Here is a 21,778-nt window from a genome sequence, read left to right on the forward strand (position 1 = left end):
ACGCACCCGGAGCAGCACCCCGTGACACCACTGGTGGAGCGGGACGCGGAAACCTCGCTCCTCGACCGCGTCGTCGGCGACCTGGCCGCGGGCCGGTCGGCGGCCGTCGCCGTGATCGGTCCGCCGGCGATCGGCCACAGCGCGCTTCTCGCCCACGCGGCCCGCGTCGCAGCCGGGCACGGCGTGCGCACCGTCGTGGCCCGCGCCCGGCGGTGGGAGACCGACGTCGAGTGGGGCGTGGTCGACCAGTGGCGCGCGTCCCTGGCCCCGGACGGGTCCGGGTGGCCGCCCTTGGACCGCGTGCGGCCCGAGCAGCGGGCCGCCGCGTCGTCCGAGGTGTGCTCCGCGCTGCTCGCCACCGCCAGGCGCGCTCCGCTGCTGCTGCTCGTCGACGACGTCCACCGGGCCGACCAGGCCTCCACCCACCTGCTCGGGATGCTGCTGCGCCGGCTGCGGCAGGCCCCCGTCGCCGTGGTGTGCACCGGTCGCTGCGCCCCGAGGGCCGGCGAGTGCACCCCGCTGCGTCCCCGGCCGCTCACCGCCGCGGGCGGGCGCCGCGTGAGCCGCGACCGTCTCGGGCTACCTGGCGCGGACGACCGGTTCGACACCGTCGCCGAGGCGTCGCTCGGCCTGCCCGGGGTCCTCGTGCCTGCCCTCGACGGGCTGCGCGACGCAGGGACGCGCGTCGACGTGCGCGCGGCCGAGGCCGCCGTGCTGCGCCGCCGTGCCGCCGTCGTCGACCGCACGCTCGCCGGCCTGCCCGCCGGTCTCCTCGATGTGGTCCGCGTCCTCGCCGTCGCCGGGGACGCCGTCCCGCTACCCGCGGCGCGGGGTGCCGCCGCCGTGCTCGACCACCTCCGCGCCAACGGCCTGACCGCCACCGGTCCTGCCGCGGACGACCGTCCCCGGCTCGCGCCGCACGTCGCCGAGCAGGTGCTCGCCGGCACGGACCCGGCGGTGCGCCGCGAACTGCACGCCTGGATCGCCGAGGCCGCCCACCGCGTCGCCGCGCCCGATGACGTGGTGGCCCGTATCCTGCTCGGCGCCGCGCCGCTCGGTGCGCCGTGGGCGGCTGACGTGCTGCGCCGCGTCGGCCGGCGCAGGCTGCGCGAGGGGCACGACAGGGAGGCCGCCGCGCTGCTGGCGCGCGCCGCCGGCGAACCGGTTGATCCCGCCGACCGCGCGGCGCTGGTGGTCGACCTGGCGTGCGCCGAGAGCCGCGACCGGCCGGTCGTGTCCAGACGTGCACTGATCACCGCGGCGTCCGAGGGCCAGCACCGGCAGTCGGCCGTCGACCTGCTCCTCGTCGTGGGCGACGGGGACGCGGTGTGCCGGGCGCTGCCGCTCGACCAGGCGGAGGACCGGCCGGGCGACGCCGGGTTGGGCACGCTGCGCCGGATCGCCTCCCTGATAGCCGGCCATGACGTGGACGACCGGGTCGACGCCCGCACGGCCGCGGCGGACCCGGTGCTCGCGGGCGCCGAAGCTTGGCGGCTCGCCCTCGCCGGCCGCGACCTCCACCGCGCCCGGGGGTTGGCGTTGCTGGCCGTCGCGGAGCAGCCGCTCCTCTCGCCCCGGCTGGCCGGTGCCGCCACGCTCGTGCTCACCGACGACCTCACCGAGGCCCGCGCCGCGTTGACCGACATGCTGACCGACGCCCTGCGCGTCGGCCGTCGCGGCAGCGCCGCCTCCATCGCCCACCACCTGGCCCACGCCGCGCGCCGGGCCGGGTACCTGGACGAGGCCGCGCGGCACCTCGACCACGCCCTGGAGCTGCTCCCGCTGCCGGCGTGGCCCGCGCGCACACGGGCCATGCTGATCGCCTCCGGCACGCTGCTGGAGGTCGAACGCGGCGACCCGGACGCCGCCCGCCGCCACCTCGCCCTCGCGGACCCCGCATCCGGACCGGGCCGTGGACGCCTCCTGCACGCCCGCGCCGCCGTCAGCCTCGCGTCGGGCGACCCGGTCTCGGCGCTGCACGACCTGCTCGACTGCGGGCGCCGGCTCGCCGGGCGGGGGCGCGGCAACCCGGCGCTGGTGGACTGGCGCCCTCTCGCGGCCGAGGCGCTGGTCCGGTTGGACCGCGCCGACGAGGCCCGGACCCTGCTCGCGGAGGAGAGCCGGGCGGCCGCCGCGTGGGGCACGGCCAGCAGCGTCGGCGCCGCCAGGCTCGCCGCGGCGCGCTGGGGCCACGAGCCCTTCGCGCCGCGGGCGCTGGTCGAGGCCGAGCACGTGCTGCGCCGGTCGCCCGCCCGTCTGCTGCACGTCCAGGCCCAGGTGGAGCTCTCGGCGGCCGAGTTGCGGCTCGGCCGGACCCGGGAAGCGGCGCGGCTGGCCGACGCCGCCGCGCGCACGGCCCGTGCCTGCGGCGCGGTGCCCGTGCGCCTGCACGCCGAGGCGCTGAGCGCGGCGGCGCGCGCCGGCGCCGGCGTCCCGCACGACCGCACCCGTCGCTTGTCCGAGCTGTCGCCCGCACAGGCGAAGGCCGCGGAACTCGCCGCGCGGGGGATGACCAACCCCGAGATCGCGGGTGTGCTGGGCGTGAGCCGCCGCACGGTCGAGCTGCACCTGACCACCGCCTACCGCAAGCTCGGTGTGGCGGGCCGGGGCGAGCTGCTCGCCCTGATCGGTGGGCGGTGACACGTGCTGTTCGACCGTGACAGCGAGATCGCCCGCCTGAGCCGCGCCGTGACCGACGCCGCGGCCGGGCGCGGCTCCCTGCTCGTGATCACCGGCCCGATCGGAGCGGGGCGCACCGCGCTGCTCGACGCCGTGCGCCCGCAGGCCGCCCGGGAGGGCGCCCACGTCGTGGAGGCAGTCGCCGCGCGGGCCGAGCGCGCGTTCCCCGCCGGGGTGCTGCGGCAGCTGGCCGAGCCGCTCACCGCGGACCTCACCGCCGACGAGCGCGACCGCGTCGCGGCGGGGATCGCGGACTTCCTGCACCCGGTGTTCGCGAACGGGGGGGCAGCACCGCGCGCGGGGTACCCCGCGTCCGCCTCCCACGCCGTGCTGCACGGCTTTCGGCACCTGGTGTCCGTGGCCGGTGGACGTCGACCGCTGGTGCTCGTCGTGGACGACCTCCAGTGGGCCGACGTGGAGTCGCTGCGCTGCCTCGCCTACCTCGTGCACCGCCTCGACGGTCTGCGGGTCGCCGTGGTCGTCGCGGTGCGCGACGGCCTGCCCCGGTCGGGCTCCGAATCCGTGTGGGCGGTCGTGCAAGGCGCGGCGGACGTGCTGGTGCCGCGTCCCCTGTCGTCCGCCGGTGTGCGGGGCCTGGTGCGGGAGGTGTTCGGCGAGGACTGCGGTGACCGGTTCGCCGCCGCGTGCCTGGAGGTGTCCCGGGGCGTGCCGTTGATCGCGCGCGCGGTGGTGGACGAGCTGGCGGAGTCGGGTGTGCGGCCGGTCGACGACGCGGTGCGGGAGGTGCTCGCCTGCCTGCCGTCGCAGCTGTGCGAGTGGTACGGCACCAGGTTGGCGGAGTTCCCCGGCGCGGTGCGGTCGTACGCGGTCGCGGCGGGTCTCCTCGGTGACGCGGCCGAGCCGGAGCTGATCGGTGGGCTGACCCGCCTCGACCCCGCGGAACTCGCCGCCGCCGCACGCGCCCTGCACGCCGCGGGGGTGCTGGTGCCGGACCGGCTCCCCCGCTTCGTCCACCCGGTCGTCCGCGAGGCCGTGCTGCGGTCCCTCGAACCGGCGGACGAGGAGGGCCTGCACGTCGCGGCCGCGAAGGTCCTGCACCGGGCCGGCCGACCGGCCGAGGAGGTGGCGGCGCACCTGCTGGCCGTGCCGTCGTTCCAGGACGTGTGGGTCGTGGACTCGCTGCGTGACGCCGCCCGCGCCGCCGTGCACCGGGGTGCGCGCGACCAGGCCGCCCGCGTGCTGCGCCGCGCCCTGTTCGACACGCCCGTGCAGACCGCGCAGCGCGGTGAGCTGCTGGTCGAGCTGGCTGAGGTGGAAAGCGCCGCCACGCCCGTCGCGGCGACCCGTCACCTGCTGGAGGCCCTGCCCCTCCTGCGGTCGGCCACCGCCCGCGCGACCACGCTCGCCCGTGCCGCGACCACCTGCCTGCGGGCAGCGCCGGACGAGTTCGCGGACGCGGCGCGCGCCGTGCTGGCCGACGACGTGCTGCACCCGGAACTGCGGCTGCGCGTGGAGGCGCGGCTGTTCCTGATCACCGACGACGACCCGCGCCGCCTCGCGGACGCGGTGCGCCGGGCGCAGGAGGCGGACCCGCGGGCGCTCGCCGCGACGTCCGGCGGTCGGGAACTGTCCGCGGTACTGCTGCGCGCCGCCGCCCTCACGGGCCGTTCCTCCCGCGACGACGTGGTGCGCGACGCGACGCTGCTGATGCGCGAGATGACACCCGAGGACCCGCGCCTGCCCGACACGGCCGCCTTGCTGACCGAGGTGTTCGTCCTCGCGGACCGCCCGCTCGACGCGGCCCCCCTGTCGGCGCTCGCGGCCCAGTACGCGCGCGACCACCGGGTGCCGGACGCCGCCGCCACCATCGCCGTCGCTTCGGCGTTGAGGCTGCTCGCCCAAGGGTTCGTCGGCCAGGCCGACGACCTCCTGGCGTCCGTCGGGCGGGAACCGTCCGCCACCGGGACCACCACGGGGCTGCTGCTCGGCGCGGCGGTGCTGCACCTGCCCGACCCGCGGCGCGCGCACCACCTGCTGCGCACCGACCCGGAACGCCCCGAGCACCCGGCCGCGACCGCCCTGGGGCAGGCCCTGCGCGCCTTGGCCCCGCAGGGCGACGAGCCGGCGTCGACCAGGGTGGAGCGCCTGCTCGACTGCGGTCGCCGGTTGGAGCGCGCCGGGTGGACCAACCCGGCGGTGCTCGCGTGGCGCTCGTACGCCGCGACCCTGCTCCACGGGCTCGGCGACACCGACGCCGCGCTCGTCCTCGTCGAAGCCGAACTGGCGGCGGCGCGGACGTGGGGTGGACCGGTCGCGATCGGCCGCGCCCTTCGCGCGCTCGGCTCGGTGCTGCCGGACGAGGACGCGGCCGTGCGGTCGACCAGGGAGGCACTGGAGGTGCTGCGCCGCACCGACCACCGGTGGGAGGTGGCGCTCACCGAGGCGCAGCTCGCCCGGGCGCTCCAGCGGTCGCGACCGGAGGAGGCCGCCGCGCTCGCCGCCCGGGCCAGGGCGGCAGCCGCCGAGTACGGCGTCCGCCAACCCGCCGACCAGGTCCCGGCGGGGCATCCCGCGCCGACTCCCGGGCGGTCGACCGCCTTGACGCGCGCCGAACTGCGCGTGGCCCGCTGGGCGGCCGAGGGGCGCACCAACCAGGACATCGCCGAGGAGCTCGGCGTCAGTTCGCGCGCCGTCGAGAAGCACCTGACGAGCGTCTACCGGAAGCTGGGCCTGTCCGGCCGGACGGCGCTGGCCGCCGCGCTGGACGACTACGGAGCGTGACTCCGTCGACGTGTCGCGCGGACGTGGGGTCGACTCAATTGGTTCCGGTGGTCCGGGGCATCGTGCTGGTCTGTTCGTCCCAATCGGTTAAATTGTCGTGAACAGACTGTCGCGTGTATTCATCGCGATCCGGGAGAGCGGTGCGGCTAATGCCGCACCGCTCTCGGGCGGATATCGGACCCCGTCTGACACTGTGTCCTTTCTCACAAGATCGGATGCTGTGTCGGGGCTGGTCCAGGCTGTCCGTCCGCTTCTCAGTACCGGTCGCGGCCGGTGCGAACCGGCACACCACACCACCCGTCCCCCGAAGTGACCGAACCCCGGCGCGGGGGGCACCACAGGATTAGCCGCGAAAGTACTGGAAGCGTTGACCCCCGCAGTCGGTTCTTCTTACGGTGGTTGCAGTGGTTATTCGGGGCCGCGCGCCGGCAGACGTTTTCCGTCTTGTCCGGCCACATGCGCGGGCCGCGTATCGAGAGGAATGGTGACGCAGTGCGTCCAGCCGCAACCTTACCCTCCCTCCGTCCGACGAACCGCCCGGCGAACCACCGGGCGCACCACGACACCCGCCACGCCGACGCGTTCCGGTCGTTGTTCGAGCGTTCCGGCACGTGCATGGCGGTCGTCGACCCGATGCTGCGCATCCACGAGGTCAACAAGCAGTTCCTGCGCGAAGTCCCCCTCTCCGACAGCCCCGTTGGCCGGACCCTGCTCGACTTCGTGCCGCCGGCGGATCACGTCCGGCTGCGCCGGCAGTTCACCCAGCTCGCCCTGGGGCGTCGCGAACGCCTCGTGGAGCGCGTCACCTGGTTGTGGCCCGGCACGTGCGACACCGGCGGCACCATGACGGCCGTCGCCGGTCACAGCGAGGCCGTGCCCGGCGAGGCGCCCGTCTCGACCATCGTGGTCAGCGTCACCTGGAACGAGGGGCCGATCGACGAGGGGCCCGGGCAGGAGTTCCGGCTCACCGAACTGGACGCGCGCATCCTGGAGGGCATCGCCACCGGCATGTCCACGATCAACCTGGCGACCAAGCTCTACCTGAGTCGACAGGGCGTCGAGTACCACGTGGGCAGCATGCTGAAGAAGCTCGACGCGCCCAACCGCGCGGCGCTGGTGTCACGGGCCTTCTCGCTGGGCGTCCTGCGATCCATGTCCTGGCCGCCCAGGGTGGACGCCGCCTTCGTGAAGTGACCGCGACGCGCCCGGCCAGTCCGCGCACCGTGGCGTTGGACCGGCCGCGTCGGCGCTCCTCCCGTCCCCCCGGGGCGGTTCAGCCGCTGTGGCGGCCGATTCCCAGGGCGATCCACCACAGCGCGGCGCCCTCGGTGGTCCGCGGATCGACCCCGGTCAGCCGGGCGATCCGGTCCAGGCGGTAGACGAGGGTGGACCGGTGCACGGCGAGCAGTTCGGCGGCCTTGCTGAGGTTCAGGTCGCACGTCAGCAGCGTCTGCACCGAGCGGGTCAGCTCCCCGGCCCCGGAGAGCTGGGCCAGCATCCGCACGAACCGGTCGGTCGCGGCCGGGTTCGCCGACACCGAGTCCAGCACGGTCAGTCGTCTGCCCGACAGGACCTCCGCCGGGCGCAGCGGTCTCGGCTGGTACTCCGCGACCTTCGCGCGCAGGACGGCCAGGATGTCGCGCAGTTCCGCCAGGGAACCGCTGTCGGCGGCGATCACGCCCTCGGTCGAGCTGTCCGGCCGCAGCGCGAGCAGCGTGTCGCCCAGCCAGTCGCCCTCCGCGCGCGCCAGGTCGCCGACGACGATCAACTGCTCGGGCGTCGGCCGCCACACCGTCCACCACGAGTCCAGCCTCTCCTCGCCGTCGAGGACGGTCCTGAGGACGGGTGGCGCGGCGCGCAGGACGACGACGAACAGCCGCGCCGGCACGTGGTCCGCGTAGTCGTCCGCGGACGCGTGCGACGACGTGAGCATGTTGAGCAGCCAGTTGCGGTGCTGGTCGCCGGTGCGCTGGCGGCCGTGCAGGGGCGGGACCGTGCGCAGGGACTCCAAGGCGTGCCGGTGCGCTTCGGTGAAGAACGTGTCGTGCCACTCCCCGAGGGGGCTGAGCAGGCCGACCACGTGGTCGTCGGGAATCGCGGACAGCAGTTGCCGCATCACGATCACGTGCGCCGATGTGCTGATCTTCAGCAGTCCTGGCAGGTCGACCACGCCGCTGTTCATGACGCGCCGCGCCCACCCCAGGGAGGCGCCGCGCATCTCCCACTCGTGGTCGGTCTCCACGGTCGGGCGCAGGTCGCGCGCCAGGCCCAGGAAGATGGTGATCGAGTTGGACAGGCTGATCGCCATGTCGGCGGCGTTGTTGCGTCGCACCACCTCGTCCAGCGCGCGGTGCTCGGGGGACAGCTCGTTGACGCGTTGCACGAGCTTGTCGAGATCGCCCAACATCGCGTCGGCGGTTTCGGCCAGTACGCGCGTGCCCGGAGCCATCAGCAGCCTCCATCAGAAACGGAACACCGGTGTCCGTCGGGTGTTGCTCGCCGATGAGCACTTCCGCACGCCACGTTATTGCGTGACCGGTAACCCGGCAACTATTCGGGGTACCGGGGGGAAACCGCCGTTCTGCATGTGAAGGTTATTCGCATTAATTGCCTAAAGGATCGCGCTCCTGGTCACTCCGCTGCCGCGTCGATGGGTCGGGGCGGCACGACGCCCGGGACACCGGCGTCGCAATTGGCATTCGCTCCCGAGATTAGGCCATTCGGCCCGTTTCGCCGGGCCGGGTGCTATTGCCGCCGGTCGGCCGTGTGGCCCACCCACGCGTGCGGTGAACGGGTGCGGACGCGGGCGATGTAGAGCAGGTTCCAGGTGAGGATCACCGCGACGAACACGGCCATCATCAACGCCGACAGACCCACCGCCACGTCGACCGGCACCAGGTAGATGACGGGTAGCCGCAGGACCGCCTCGGCGATCAGCCCCACCCCCCAGACGAGCCCGCTCAGCCGGAACAGCCGCCGCGTCTCCGGAACGGTCCGGTACAGATCGCCGAACTCGGCGGCCTGCGCCGGCTTCCACGTCTGGACCGCCGCGAGCGCGAACGGACGCGCCCCCGCCAGGCTGATCAGGTGGACCAGACCCGCGCCCGCGGTGCCGAACGAGTCCTTCACCAGCAGGAACCTCGGATCGCCGCTGAGGAAGCCCAGCGCCAGCCCGAGGCCGAAAACCATCATCATGACCGCGGCGAACCAGGTCACCTGCCGGGTGCGCAGCGCGACCCAGACGAGTCGCCCCGTCGCGGTCGCGGTGGCCGCCAGCAGCGCGACCCAGTCGGACGCGCCGAGCAGGTGCAGCGCGTAGTACGCGACGAGCGGCAGGCCCAGGTCCCAGATGACGGCCAGTACCGCGGCGGCCCGACCCCCGCCGGGCGGAGTGGCGGGAGCGGCGGACGAAGCGGCAATGCTCTCGGACACCGTTGCGTCCCCCGGGTGCTCGATCGGTCAGTCCGGCCACCGTATCCGCGTGAACGGGGACTTTCGTTCCCAGGAGCGATGTGTAGGGAGTTCCCTAACCGCTCCGGCCCCTTTAGGGCACTCCTTAGAGTTCGCTCGGCCGCGCCTTCCGCGAGCGCTTCCCGTGGTTACGTGGACCGACGCGCCGTGCGGGCGCGACCGGACCCGGCCACACCGGGAAACGCCCACCGCAGGCGGTCGAAGTGGCGTCACGTGGTTGTTTTCGCGAACTCGTGGGAGTGCCGTACATGAACGAGTCCGGTAAAGCCGTCGGTGGGCCGCCGCAGGCCATCGCCGTCGTCGGCCTGTCCTGCCGACTGCCCGGCGCCGAGGACGCCACCGCGTTCTGGCGACTGCTCAGGGGCGGCGTGGACGCCATCGGCGAGGTGCCGGAGGGCCGGTGGCACGAGGTCCCGGACGGCATCCCCGCGACCGTGCGCTCCGGCGGCTTCCTCGACCACGTCGACCGGTTCGACGCGGCGTTCTTCGGCATCTCGCCGCGCGAGGCGGCCGCGATGGACCCGCAGCAGCGCCTGGTGCTGGAACTGGCCTGGGAGGCGCTGGAGGACGCCGGCATCGTGCCCGGCTCGCTGCGCGGCACCCGCACCGGCGTGTTCGTCGGCGCGATCTGGGACGACTACGCCGCCCTGGCCCGGGACCTCGGCCCGATCGCCGTGTCCAAGCACTCGGTCACCGGCCTGCACCGGAGCATCATCGCCAACCGCGTCTCCTACTTCCTGGGACTGGGCGGACCGAGCCTCGCCGTCGACTCCGGGCAGTCGTCGTCGCTGGTGTCGGTACACCTCGCCTGCGAGAGCCTGTGGAACGGCGAGGCGTCCGCGGCCATCGCGGGCGGGGTCAACCTGAACCTCGTGGTGGACAGCGCGATCGGCGCGCAGCGGTTCGGCGGGTTGTCCCCCGACGGCCGGTCGTTCACCTTCGACGAACGCGCCAACGGCTACGTGCGCGGCGAGGGCGGCGCGATCGTCGTCCTGAAGACCCTGGCCCGGGCTGAGGCCGACGGCGACCGCGTCTACTGCGTCATCCGCGGCGGAGCGGTCAACAACGACGGCGGCGGAGCCGGCCTGACCGTGCCGTTCCAACCGGGTCAGGAGGACGTGCTGCGTCGCGCTTACCGGCACGCGGACACCGATCCCGGCGGTGTGGACTACGTCGAGCTGCACGGCACCGGCACCAAGGTGGGCGACCCGGTGGAGGCCGCCGCGCTCGGCGCTGTCCTCGGCGCCGCGCGCCCCGCCGACCGGCCGCTGCGCGTCGGCTCGGTGAAGACCAACGTCGGCCACCTCGAAGGCGCGGCGGGCATCACCGGACTGGTCAAGGTGGCGCTGGCGCTGCGCAACCGCGCCTTCCCGGCCAGCCGCAACTTCGCCCGGCCGAATCCCGCCATCGACCTCGACTCGCTCAACCTGCGCGTGCTCACCGAGTTCACGCCCGCCCAGGACGACGCGCCGCTCGTCGCCGGCGTCAGTTCGTTCGGCATGGGCGGCACCAACTGCCACCTCGTGCTGGCCGAGCACGTGGCCGCGCCGGAACCCGCACCGGTCGCGGACGACGGCGCACCGCTCCTGTGGCCGCTGTCGGGCACCTCGCGGGCGGCGCTGCGAGCCCAGGCCGGGGCGCTGCTGGACCACCTCGCCGACGACACCGACCTGGCGGGTACCGCGTGGTCCCTGGCCCGCCACCGCACCGCCTTCCCGCGCCGCGCCGCCGTCGTCGGCCGCACGCGCGAGGACTTCGGGCGCGGGCTGCGCGTACTCGCCACCGGCCGCCGGGACGCCGCCGTCGTCACCGGCACCGCCCACGCCGCGCCGTCGGTCGCGTTCCTGTTCTCCGGCCAGGGCAGCCAGCGGCTCGGTGCGGGCAAGGCACTGCACGCCGCCCTGCCCCTCTTCGCCGAGGCCTTCGACGAGGTCTGCGCACACCTCGACGCGTCGACCGACCGACCGGTGCGCGACGTCCTGTTCGCCGCCGAGGGCTCGGCCGAAGCCGCGCTGCTCGACCGCACCCGCTACACCCAGCCCGCACTGTTCGCCACCGAGGTGGCGCTGTTCCGGCTCCTGACCGCCTGGGGCGTCACCCCCAGCCACCTCATCGGCCACTCGCTCGGTGAGCTCAGCGCCGCCCACGTGGCCGGCGTGCTGTCACTGCCGGACGCCGCGCGACTCGTGACCGCCCGCGCCGCCCTCATGGACGACCTGCCCGCGGGCGGCGCGATGCTCGCCGTCCAAGCCGGGGAGGACGAGATCCGCGTGCTGCTCGCGGGCGTCACCGGGCTCGACGTCGCCGCCGTCAACTCGCCGACCTCCACCGTCGTCTCCGGCGACGAGGACGCCGTGCACGGGATCGCGGCCACGCTCGCCGCGGCCGGCCGCAAGGCCACCAGGCTGCGCGTCAGCCACGCCTTCCACTCCGCCCACCTGGACGCGGTGCTGGACGCGTTCCACGAGGTCGCCGCCGAACTGACCTACTCGCCCGCGCGCATCCCGATCGTTTCCAACCTGACCGGCGGCGTGGCCGCCCCCGACTTGCACAGCTCGCCCGGGTACTGGGTGCGCCACCTGCGCGAGGCGGTCAGGTTCGCCGACGGCGTCCGCGCCCTGCGGGACGCCGGCGCGACCGCCTACGTCGAACTGGGGCCGGGCTCGGCCCTCACCTCGCTGGCGACCGAATCCCTCACCGACGCCGAGGTCGCGATCCCGACGCTGCGCGGCCCGGACGAGGTCGACGCCGTGCTGAAGGCCGTCGGCGCGCTGCACGCCCACGGTGTCGCCGTCGACTGGGACGCCCTGCACGGCGACAGGCCACGTCGCCGCGTGCCGCTGCCCACCTACGCCTTCCAACGCAAGCGGCACTGGCTGGACGGCGCACCGACCCGGCCGGCGCCCGTGCCGGAGACGTCCGTGCCCGACGTCGTCCCGCCGGACGACGAACAGACCAAACCCACCGCCGGGCTCGGCGAGCGCGTCGCCACCCTTCCCGAGGTCGAACGCGCCCGGGTCGTGCTGGACGTCGTGCGCGGTCACGTCGCCGCGCTCCTGGGCCACGCCGAGCCCCGCGACGTCGATCCCGCCACGACGTTCCGCGAACTCGGACTCGACTCCCTCGGTGCCGTCGAACTGCGTGACCTGCTCGCGACCGCCACCGGTCTCCGGCTGCCCAGCGGTCTGCTGTTCGACCACCCGACCCCCCGCGCGCTGGCCGACCACCTGCGTGAACGCCTCCTCGGCGAGCGCGCGGCGGTCGTCCGGGCCAGTCCGGTCGCCGACCGCGACGACCCGGTCGTCATCGTCGGCATGAGCTGCCGGTTCCCCGGCGGCGTGCGCTCCCCGGAGGACCTGTGGGAGCTGCTGCTCGCCGGGACCGACGCGATCGGCGAGTTCCCCGACGACCGCGGGTGGCGGCTCGACGAGCTGTACGATCCCGAACCCGGTGTGGCAGGCCGTTCCTACACCCGGTCCGGCGGGTTCCTGCGCGACGCCGCACTGTTCGACCCGGCGTTCTTCGGCATGTCCCCCCGCGAGGCCCTGGCCACCGACCCCCAGCAGCGGCTGCTGCTGGAGGCGTCGTGGGAGGCCGTCGAACGGGCCGGCATCGACCCGCTGTCGCTGCGCGGCAGCCGCACCGGTGTGTTCGTCGGCGCGACCGACATGGATTACGGCCCTCGCCTGCACGAGCGCGCCGAGGGCCTGGAGGGCTACCTGCTGACCGGAACGTCGGCCAGCATCGCCTCGGGCCGGGTGGCGTACGCGTTGGGGTTGGAGGGGCCGGCGGTGACGGTGGACACGGCGTGTTCGTCGTCGTTGGTGGCGTTGCACCTGGCGGCGCAGGCGTTGCGGTCGGGTGAGTGCTCGGCGGCGCTCGTCGGCGGTGTCAGCGTCATGTCGACGCCCGGCATGTTCGTGGAGTTCAGTCGGCAGCGGGGGTTGTCGGCGGATGGTCGGTGCAAGGCGTTCGGTGCGGGTGCGGACGGTACGGGGTGGGCCGAGGGTGTCGGTGTGTTGTTGGTGGAGCGGTTGTCGGATGCCCGGCGGCTCGGTCACTCCGTGTTGGCGGTGGTGCGTGGTTCGGCGGTGAACCAGGACGGTGCGTCGAACGGGTTGACCGCGCCGAACGGCCCGTCGCAGCAGCGCCTGGTCGCGCAGGCCCTGGCGAACGCCGGCTTGACGCCGTCCGACGTGCACGCCGTCGAGGCGCACGGCACGGGCACCGTGCTCGGTGACCCGATCGAGGCCGAGGCGTTGTTGGCGACGTACGGGCATGGTCGGGATCGTCCGTTGTGGTTGGGGTCGGTGAAGTCGAACATCGGTCATACGCAGGCGGCTGCGGGTGTGGCGGGTGTGATCAAGATGGTGATGGCGATGCGGCATGGTGTGTTGCCGCGCACGTTGCACGTGGATGAGCCGTCGCCGCACGTGGACTGGTCCGCGGGTGGGGTGCGGCTGCTGACCGAGCGGCAGGAGTGGCACTCGGACGGTCCGCGCCGGGCCGGCGTGTCGTCGTTCGGCATCAGCGGGACGAACGCGCACGTGATCGTCGAACAGGCCCCGGAGGCCGAGATCGCGCCCGAACCCGCTGTGGGCGGTGTCGTGCCGTGGCTGGTGTCGGCGAGGTCCGAAGCGGCGTTGCGCGCCCAGGCGGCACAGCTGTTGCCCCTGCTGGACGCGAACCCCGTCGATGTCGCGCACTCGCTGGCCGAGGGACGTGCGGTGCTGGAGCACCGGGCGGTCGTGCGGGGAGGCCGGCCCGCGCTGGAGGCGTTGGCCGACGGGCGGACGCACCCCGACCTCGTGGTCGGGCAGGCCGCCGGTGACGCCGGTGTGGCGTTCTTGTTCTCGGGTCAGGGTTCGCAGCGGGCGGGTATGGGGCGTGGGTTGTATGCGGCGTTCCCGGTTTTCGCTGCCGCGTATGACGAGGTCGTGCTCCGGTTGGGTGGGCATGGGTTCTTCGATGTTGACGTGGAGGTGTTGAGCGGGACGGGTGTGGCGCAGCGTGCGTTGTTCGCGTTGCAGGTGGGGTTGTTCCGGTTGGTGGAGTCGTGGGGTGTGCGGCCGGATGTGTTGGTGGGGCATTCGGTGGGGGAGATCGCGGCGGCCCACGTGGCCGGGGTGTTGTCCCTCGGCGATGCCTGTCGGTTGGTGTCCGCCCGTGCGGACCTGATGGAGGCGTTGCCGTCGGGTGGGGCGATGGTGGCGGTGGAGGCGTCGGAGGAGGAGGTCGTGCCGCTGCTGACGGACGGTGTGTCGGTGGCTGCGGTGAATGGTCCGCGTTCGGTGGTGGTGTCCGGTGCGGTGGACGCGGTGGATGCGGTGGTGGCGCACTTCGCGGATCGCAAGACGTCGCGGCTGACGGTGAGTCACGCCTTCCACTCGCCGTTGATGGACCCGATGCTCGACGGGTTCGCGGCGGTGGTGCGGGGACTGGAGTTCCACGAGCCGCGCATCCCGATGCTCTCCCCGGTCGCCGAGGCGGGTTACTGGGTCCGGCACGTCCGTGACGCGGTCCGCTTCGCCGACCAGGTGGCCGAACTGGACCGACGCGGCGTCTCGAAGTTCCTGGAGATCGGGCCGGGCGGCGTGCTGACGGCGCTGACCCGCAACTGCCTGCCCGACAACGAAATCCTCGCGGTCCCACTGCTGAGGGCCGACCGGGCCGAGGAAGCGACGGCCGTCACGGCGTTGAGCGAGCTGTTCGCCCACGGCGCGGACGTGGACTGGACGACGTTCCTCCGGGGTGGCCGGCGGGTCGACCTGCCGACCTACGCCTTCCAGGGCGAGCGGTACTGGCTGGAGGAGCCGGATCGCGGTGCCGTCGTGTCACCGGGTGACGTCGAGTTCTGGCAGACGGTGGAGCGCGAGGACGTCGAGGCGTTGTCGGCGTCGCTGGGCGTCGACTCGGACGACTCGTTCCGCGCCGTGCTGCCGAAGCTGTCGGCGTGGCGGCGGCAGCGACGCGACCGGTCCGCCATGGACGACCGGCGCTACCGGGTCACGTGGAAGCAGGTCGATCCCGGGACCGCGGTGCCGGGCACGTGGCTCGTGGTGGCCGACGTCGAGGCGGGAGCGCGTGTGCGCGCGGCGTTCGAGCCGCTGGGCGTCGAGGCGGTGGTCGTCCCGTTCGTCGACGACCGCGAGGAGTTCGCGGTCCACCTGGCCGGAGTGGGCCTGGTCGACGGCATCCTCGCCTTCGTCCCCGGGGGGGACGACCACTCGCCGGCCCCGGTGGCGCGGGCCGTGGCCTTGGTGCAGGCCGCGGCGGACGCCGGTCTCACCGCACCGCTGTGGTTCGCCACCACCGGCGCCGTGGCGGTTTCCCCCGACGACCGCGTCCGACCCGTTCCCGCGTCGCTGTGGGGCCTGGGCCGGGTGGTCGCGCTGGAGCAGCCCCGGACCTGGGGCGGTCTGGTGGACGTGCCCGGCACCGAGGACGCCGACGCCCGCCTGCTGGTGCGCGTGGTCACCGGCGGGTCGGGCGAGGACCAGGTGGCGATCCGCGACGGGCGCGTGCTGGGTCGGCGGATGACCCGCGCCCGGGTGACCGGCGGGTCGGTGGGGTGGACGCCGCGCGGCACGGTCCTGGTGACCGGCGGCACGGGGGCCGTGGGCGCGCACGTGGCCCGGTGGTTGGCCGGTGCGGGCGCCCGGCACCTGGTGCTGACCGGTCGGCGGGGCCTCGACGCGGATGGTGCCGTGGAACTGCGGGACGAGCTGACCGCGCTCGACGTGGCCGTGACGGTGGCCGCCTGCGACGTCGCTGATCGGGACGCGCTCGCCGCCCTCCTGGCCTCGCTGCCCGAGCCGCCGTCGGCCGTCGTGCACGCGGCGGGTGTACTGGCCGACGGCCTGGTCGCGACGATGACCACCGACTCCCTGCACGCCGTATGGCGTGCCAAGGTCGACGGCGCGGTGAACCTGCACGACCTGACCGGCGATCTCGACGCCTTCGTCCTGTTCTCGTCCATGACCGGTGTGTGGGGCAACCCGGGCCAAGGTGCCTACGCCGCCGCCAACGCGTTCCTCGACGCCTTCGCCGGCGAACGCCACGCGAACGGCCTGCCCGCGCTCGCGGTGGCCTGGGGCGCGTGGGCCGACGGGGGCATGGCCGCCGGTCGGGTCGGCGAGCACCTGGCCCGGCGTGGTGTCGACCCCCTCGCGCCCGCGTTCGCGATCACCGCGCTGCACGACGCGGTCGGCCGTGGCGAGCCGACCGTCACCATCGCCGACGTGCGCTGGGACGCGTTCGTCGAGCACATCGCCGGCGCGCGCCCGGTGCCGCTCTTCGACGGCGTGCCCGAGGCACGCGACGCCCTGGCGCGGTTCGACGAAGCCCGGCCCGCCGGTGGCTCGGCACTCGCCCGGCAGCTGGCGGCGGTCGCCGAGGTCGACCGACCGGCGGTGCTGGTGGAGGTGGTGCGTTCGCACGCCGCCGCCGTCCTCGGGCACGCGTCTGCGGAGGCCGTGGACGCGGCGAAGCCGTTCCGGGAGAGCGGCTTCGACTCGCTCGCCGGGGTCGAGCTCCGCAACCGGCTCAACAACGCGACCGGCCTGCGGCTGCCCACCACGCTCGTCTTCGACCACCCGACGCCCGCGGCACTCGCCCGGCACCTGCACGACGAACTCGGCGGCCGGACGGCCGACGCAGGCACCCCGGCCCCGCTCGCGCTCGCGGTGGCGGACGACCCGGTCGTCATCGTCGGCATGAGCTGCCGGTTCCCCGGCGGCGTGCGTTCCCCGGAAGCCCTCTGGGACCTGGTCGAGAGCGGGGCGGACGCCGTCGCGGGTTACCCGACCGACCGGGGCTGGGACCTCGACTCCCTGTACCACCCCGACCCCGACCACCCCGGTACCTCCTACGCGTCGGGCGGCGCGTTCCTCGACGGCGTGGACCGCTTCGACGCGGACTTCTTCGGGATCTCGCCGCGTGAGGCGGTGGCGATGGACCCGCAGCAGCGCCTGCTGCTGGAGACGTCGTGGGAGTTGTTCGAGCGCGCCGGTCTCGACCCCACCGCGTTGCGCGGCACGAGGACAGGCGTGTTCGTCGGCACCAACGGCCAGGACTACGCCTCGTGGGTCGACCGGCCCTCCGAGGAGGTCGAGGGCTACCTGCTGACCGGCAAGGCCGCGTCCGTGGTGTCCGGTCGGATCGCCTACACGTTCGGTTTGGAGGGGCCGGCGGTGACGGTGGACACGGCGTGTTCGTCGTCGTTGGTGGCGTTGCACCTGGCGGCGCAGGCGTTGCGGTCGGGTGAGTGCTCGTTGGCGCTCGTCGGCGGCATCACCGTCATGACGACACCCACCCTGTTCCTCCAGTTCAGTCGGCAGCGGGGGTTGTCGGCGGATGGTCGGTGCAAGGCGTTCGCGGCTGGTGCGGACGGCACGGGGTGGGGTGAGGGTGTCGGGTTGTTGTTGGTGGAGCGGTTGTCGGACGCCCGCCGCAACGGTCACACCGTGTTGGCCGTGCTTCGGGGTAGTGCGGTGAACCAGGATGGTGCGTCGAATGGTTTGACGGCTCCGAATGGTCCGTCGCAGCAGCGGGTGATCCGGCAGGCGTTGGGTTCGGCGGGTTTGTCGGTGTCCGATGTGGATGCGGTGGAGGCGCACGGGACGGGTACGGCGTTGGGTGATCCGATCGAGGCGCAGGCGTTGTTGGCGACGTACGGGCGTGGTCGGGATCGTCCGTTGTGGTTGGGGTCGATCAAGTCGAACATCGGTCATACGCAGGCCGCCGCGGGTGTGGCGGGTGTGATCAAGATGGTGATGGCGATGCGGCATGGTGTGTTGCCGCGCACGTTGCACGTGGATGAGCCGTCGCCGCACGTGGATTGGTCGGTGGGTGACGTCCGGTTGCTCACCGAAGCCGTTGAGTGGGCTGAGCCGCGTCGGGCGGCGGTGTCGTCGTTCGGGATCAGCGGCACCAACGCCCACGTCATCCTCGAACAGGGACCTGCCGAGGAAGTCGCGCCCGTTCCCGTCACCGACCAGTTGACGCCGTGGGTGGTGTCCGCCAAGTCCGAGGTGGCGTTGCGCGCCCAGGCCGCGCGCCTGACCGCGATGGCGGACATGTCGCCGGTGGACGTCGGTCACTCGCTGGCGGTGTCGCGGGCGTGGCTGGAGCACCGGGCCGTCGTGCTGGACGACCACCTCAGCGGAGTGGCGGCCCTGGCCGGGGGAACCGGCTCACCGGTGGTCGTCCGAGGTGCCGTCCAACCGGGCAAGGTCGCGTTCTTGTTCTCGGGTCAGGGTTCGCAGCGGGTGGGTATGGGGCGTGGGTTGTATGCGGCGTTCCCGGTGTTCGCCGCTGCCTATGACGAGGTGGTCGCGGGCCTGGGTGGGGCGTCGTTCTTCGACGTTGACGTGGAGGTGTTGGCGCGGACGGGTGTGGCGCAGCGTGCGTTGTTCGCGTTGCAGGTGGGGTTGTTCCGGCTGGTGGAGTCGTGGGGTGTGCGGCCGGATGTGTTGGTGGGGCATTCGGTGGGGGAGATCGCGGCGGCCCACGTGGCCGGGGTGTTGTCCCTCGACGACGCCTGTCGGTTGGTGTCCGCCCGCGCGGACTTGATGCAGGCGTTGCCGTCGGGTGGGGCGATGGTGGCGATCGAGGCGGCCGAGGACGAGGTCGTGCCGCTGCTGACCGACGGTGTGTCGGTGGCTGCGGTGAACGGTCCGCGTTCGGTGGTGGTGTCCGGTGCGGTGGACGCGGTGGACGCGGTGGTGGCGCACTTCGCGGACCGCAAGACGTCGCGGCTCAAGGTGAGTCACGCCTTCCACTCGCCGTTGATGGACCCGATGCTCGACGACTTCGCCGCTGTGGTGGGCGGGTTGGAGTTCCACGAGCCGCGCATCCCGATGCTCTCCCCGGTCGCCGAGCCCGACTACTGGGTCCGGCACGTCCGTGACGTGGTCCGCTTCGCGGATCAGGTCGCGGAGCTGGACGAGCGCGGCACGACGCGGTTCCTGGAGATCGGGCCGGGCGGCGTGCTGACGGCGCTGACCCGCAACTGCCTGCCCGACGCGGAGATCCTGGCCGTCCCGACCCTGCGCGCCGACCGACCGGAGGACCTGTCGGCCGTCACGGCGCTCGCGGAGCTGCACGTCAACGGCGTCGAGGTCGACTGGACGCCGTTCCACAGGGGTGGACGACGGGTCGATCTGCCCACTTACGCATTCCAGGGCGAGCGGTACTGGCTGGACGCGGTCGCCACGCGGGGCGGCGTGACGGCCGCGGGCATGACGGACCTCGGTCACCCGCTGCTGAGCGCGGCCGTGCTCGTAGCGGGGGAGGACGAGTGGTTGTTCACCGGCAGGCTGTCGGTGCGGACCCAGCCCTGGTTGGCCGATCACGTGGTGGGCGAGGACGTGGTGGTGCCCGGCACGGTCTTCGTCGAGCTGGCGGTCCGCGCCGGTGACGAGGTCGGGTGCGACGTGCTGGACGAGCTGGCGGTCGAGGCGCCGCTGGTGCTGCCCGCTCGACACGGCGCGACGATCCAGGTCCGGTTGGGCCGGGAGGCGGACCGCTACCGGGTTTCGGTCTTCTCACGTCCCGAGGGCGCGGCGGACGACCAGCCGTGGACCCGACATGCGACCGGCCTGCTCGGCACCGGTGCGGCTCCGGCGGGGACCGGGTCCGAGTGGCCGCCCGCCGGCGCGGAACCGATCGGCGTCGACGGCTTCTACGAAGGACTGCGCGAACTGCGCTTCGCCTACGGCCCGGCGTTCCGGGGGCTGCGCGCCGCGTGGCGGCTCGGTGACGAGGTGCTCGCCGAGGTGGTGCTGCCCGAGGCGGTCCGGGGCACCGAAGGGTTCGTGCTGCACCCGGCCCTGTTCGACGCGGCGCTGCACGCCGTGTGGCTCGGGGCGGTGGAGCCCGAGGAGGGCACCGGGCGCGGTCTGGTCCCGTTCGTGTGGACCGGGGTCGCGCTGCGGGCGACCGGCGCCTCGGTGTTGCGGGTGCGAGTGCGGCCGACCGGCCGGGACGCGGTGTCGTTGGCCGCGACCGACCAAGGCGGCGTCCCGGTCGTCACGGCCGAGTCGCTGGTGCTGCGCCCGACGGCGGCGGCGAGCACGACGCCCGACGACCTGTACGAGGTCGCCTGGCGGCCCGTGGGGCCGTTGCCGGACGACGAGGTCGACCTGGCGGTGCTGGACGGGCTGCCGCCGGTCGGTGAGCGGTCGGACCTGGTCGCGGTGCGTTGCGCCGCACCGGAGGACCTGCCCGTGCCGGAGCGGACCCACGAGCTGCTGCACACCGTGCTCCGGCTGCTCCAGTCCTGGCTGAGCGAGGACGGCGGGCGCCTGGTGCTGGTCACCGGCGGCGTCGCCGACGGCGTCGTCGACCAGGCGGCCGTGTGGGGGCTGGTGCGGTCGGCGCAGGCGGAGAACCCCGGTCGGTTCGTGCTGGCGGACGTGGACGACGACCCGCGCACGGCCGCCGCGTTGCGGCGGGCGCTGCTGCTGGACGAGCCGCAGCTGCGGGTCGTCGGCGGCGAGGTCTTCGTGCCCCGGCTCACCCGCGTGGCCGTCCCGGGTACTGCCGCGCCTGACTTCGGGGACCGCACGGTGCTGCTGACCGGGGCCTCGGGCGCGCTGGGCGCGCTGTTCGCCCGCCACCTGGTCACCGTGCACGGCGTGCGCGACCTCGCCCTGGTGAGCAGGCGCGGCGGCGACGCTCCGGGTGCCACCGACCTCGCGGCGGAGCTGGCCGGCTCGGGCGCGCGGGTTGACTGGTACGCGTGCGACTTGGGCGACCGGGACGCGGTGGCCGACCTGGTGGGCCGGCTCGACCTGTCCGCCGTCGTGCACGCTGCCGGTGTGCTGGACGACGGTGTCGTGGCCTCGCTCGACGCGGAACGCCTGGACGCCGTGCTGCGGCCCAAGGTCGACGCGGCGTGGCACCTGCACGAGACGACCACCGGCCTTTCCGCGTTCGTGCTGTTCTCCTCCGCCGCGGGAGCCCTGGGCACGGCGGGGCAGGGCAATTACGCGGCGGCGAACAGCTTCCTCGACGGACTGGCCGCCCACCGCCACGCGCTGGGCCTGCCCGCGACGGCACTGGCCTGGGGACTGTGGGCGTCCGGCATGGGCGCGACGCTGGACCGGGTCGACCTGACGCGCATGGAGCGCACCGGCTTGGCGCCCATCCCCACCGAGGACGGGCTACGGCTGTTCGACGCCGCCGTGGGCACGCGGCTCCCGGCGCTCGCGCCGGTCAAGCTGGACACCAGGGCGTTGCGGGGGCACGACGTGCCGCCGCTGCTGCGCGCCCTCGTCAGGACAGCCGCCCGGCGGGCCGCGGGCTCGGGGGCCACGACCGGAGGCGGCACCGACCTGGCACGCCGGCTGGCCGCCGTCGGGCCGGCCGAGCGCGGCGGTGTGGTGCTGGCACTGGTCCGCGAGCAGGTCGCCGACGTCCTCGGGCACAGCGACCCGGGCGCGGTCGTCCCGGGACGCGCGTTCAAGGACATCGGCTTCGACTCGCTGACCGTGATCGAGCTGCGGAACCGGATCGGCGAGGTCACCGGCCTGCGGTTGCCGCCGACGCTCGCGTTCGACCACCCGACGCCCGCGGCCCTGGCGGCCTTCCTGGTCACCGAGGTCGACGGCGCGTCCGGTGGGGGCGACGCGCCGGTGGTCGTCACGACCCGGCCCGCGGACGAGCCGCTGGCGATCGTGGGGATGAGCTGCCGCTACCCGGGTGGGGTGCGGTCACCGGAGGACCTGTGGCGCCTGGTCGAGGAGGGCGTGGACGCGGTGTCCGGGTTCCCGACCGATCGTGGGTGGGATGTGGAGGGGTTGTACGACCCGGACCCGGATCGTGTGGGGACGTCGTATACGCGCAGTGGTGGGTTCTTGCACGATGCGGCGGAGTTCGACGC

6 protein-coding genes are annotated in these 21,778 nt (G+C 74.0%); 4 read left to right on the plus strand and 2 right to left on the minus strand.

The window, feature by feature from the left end:
* The first annotated feature begins 21 nt into the window (after nucleotides 1-21).
* The 3 genes from CKY47_RS32050 to CKY47_RS32060 all read left to right on the plus strand — a co-directional run bounded on the left by CKY47_RS32050 (nucleotide 22) and on the right by CKY47_RS32060 (nucleotide 6,615).
* A complete protein-coding gene (locus tag CKY47_RS32050; RefSeq protein WP_306750081.1) occupies nucleotides 22-2,640 on the plus strand; it encodes a helix-turn-helix transcriptional regulator in 2,619 nt (872 codons plus the stop codon).
* A 3-nt stretch (nucleotides 2,641-2,643) separates the two neighbouring features.
* Nucleotides 2,644-5,421 carry a helix-turn-helix transcriptional regulator gene (locus tag CKY47_RS32055; RefSeq protein WP_306750082.1) on the plus strand — a complete coding sequence of 926 codons (2,778 nt, stop codon included), beginning with the start codon at nucleotides 2,644-2,646 and terminating at the stop codon, nucleotides 5,419-5,421.
* Between the two features lie 591 nt (nucleotides 5,422-6,012).
* Complete coding sequence (locus CKY47_RS32060) at nucleotides 6,013-6,615, plus strand: LuxR C-terminal-related transcriptional regulator (protein ID WP_306750083.1); 603 nt, start codon at nucleotides 6,013-6,015, stop codon at nucleotides 6,613-6,615.
* 79 nt (nucleotides 6,616-6,694) lie between these two features.
* On the opposite strand, the gene CKY47_RS32065 is transcribed toward CKY47_RS32060, so the two are convergent.
* Nucleotides 6,695-7,870 carry a helix-turn-helix domain-containing protein gene (locus CKY47_RS32065; protein WP_306750084.1) on the minus strand — a complete coding sequence of 392 codons (1,176 nt, stop codon included), beginning with the start codon at nucleotides 7,868-7,870 and terminating at the stop codon, nucleotides 6,695-6,697.
* A 296-nt stretch (nucleotides 7,871-8,166) separates the two neighbouring features.
* Nucleotides 8,167-8,853 carry a VC0807 family protein gene (locus tag CKY47_RS32070; RefSeq protein ID WP_306750085.1) on the minus strand — a complete coding sequence of 229 codons (687 nt, stop codon included), beginning with the start codon at nucleotides 8,851-8,853 and terminating at the stop codon, nucleotides 8,167-8,169.
* 287 nt (nucleotides 8,854-9,140) lie between these two features.
* Between CKY47_RS32070 and CKY47_RS32075 the strand changes: the two genes are divergently transcribed.
* Nucleotides 9,141-21,778: type I polyketide synthase (locus CKY47_RS32075; protein ID WP_306750086.1), on the plus strand; the 12,638-nt coding region annotated here is incomplete at its 3' end.

This window comes from Saccharothrix longispora (assembly GCF_030852425.1).
GTDB lineage: Bacteria > Actinomycetota > Actinomycetes > Mycobacteriales > Pseudonocardiaceae > Actinosynnema > Actinosynnema longispora.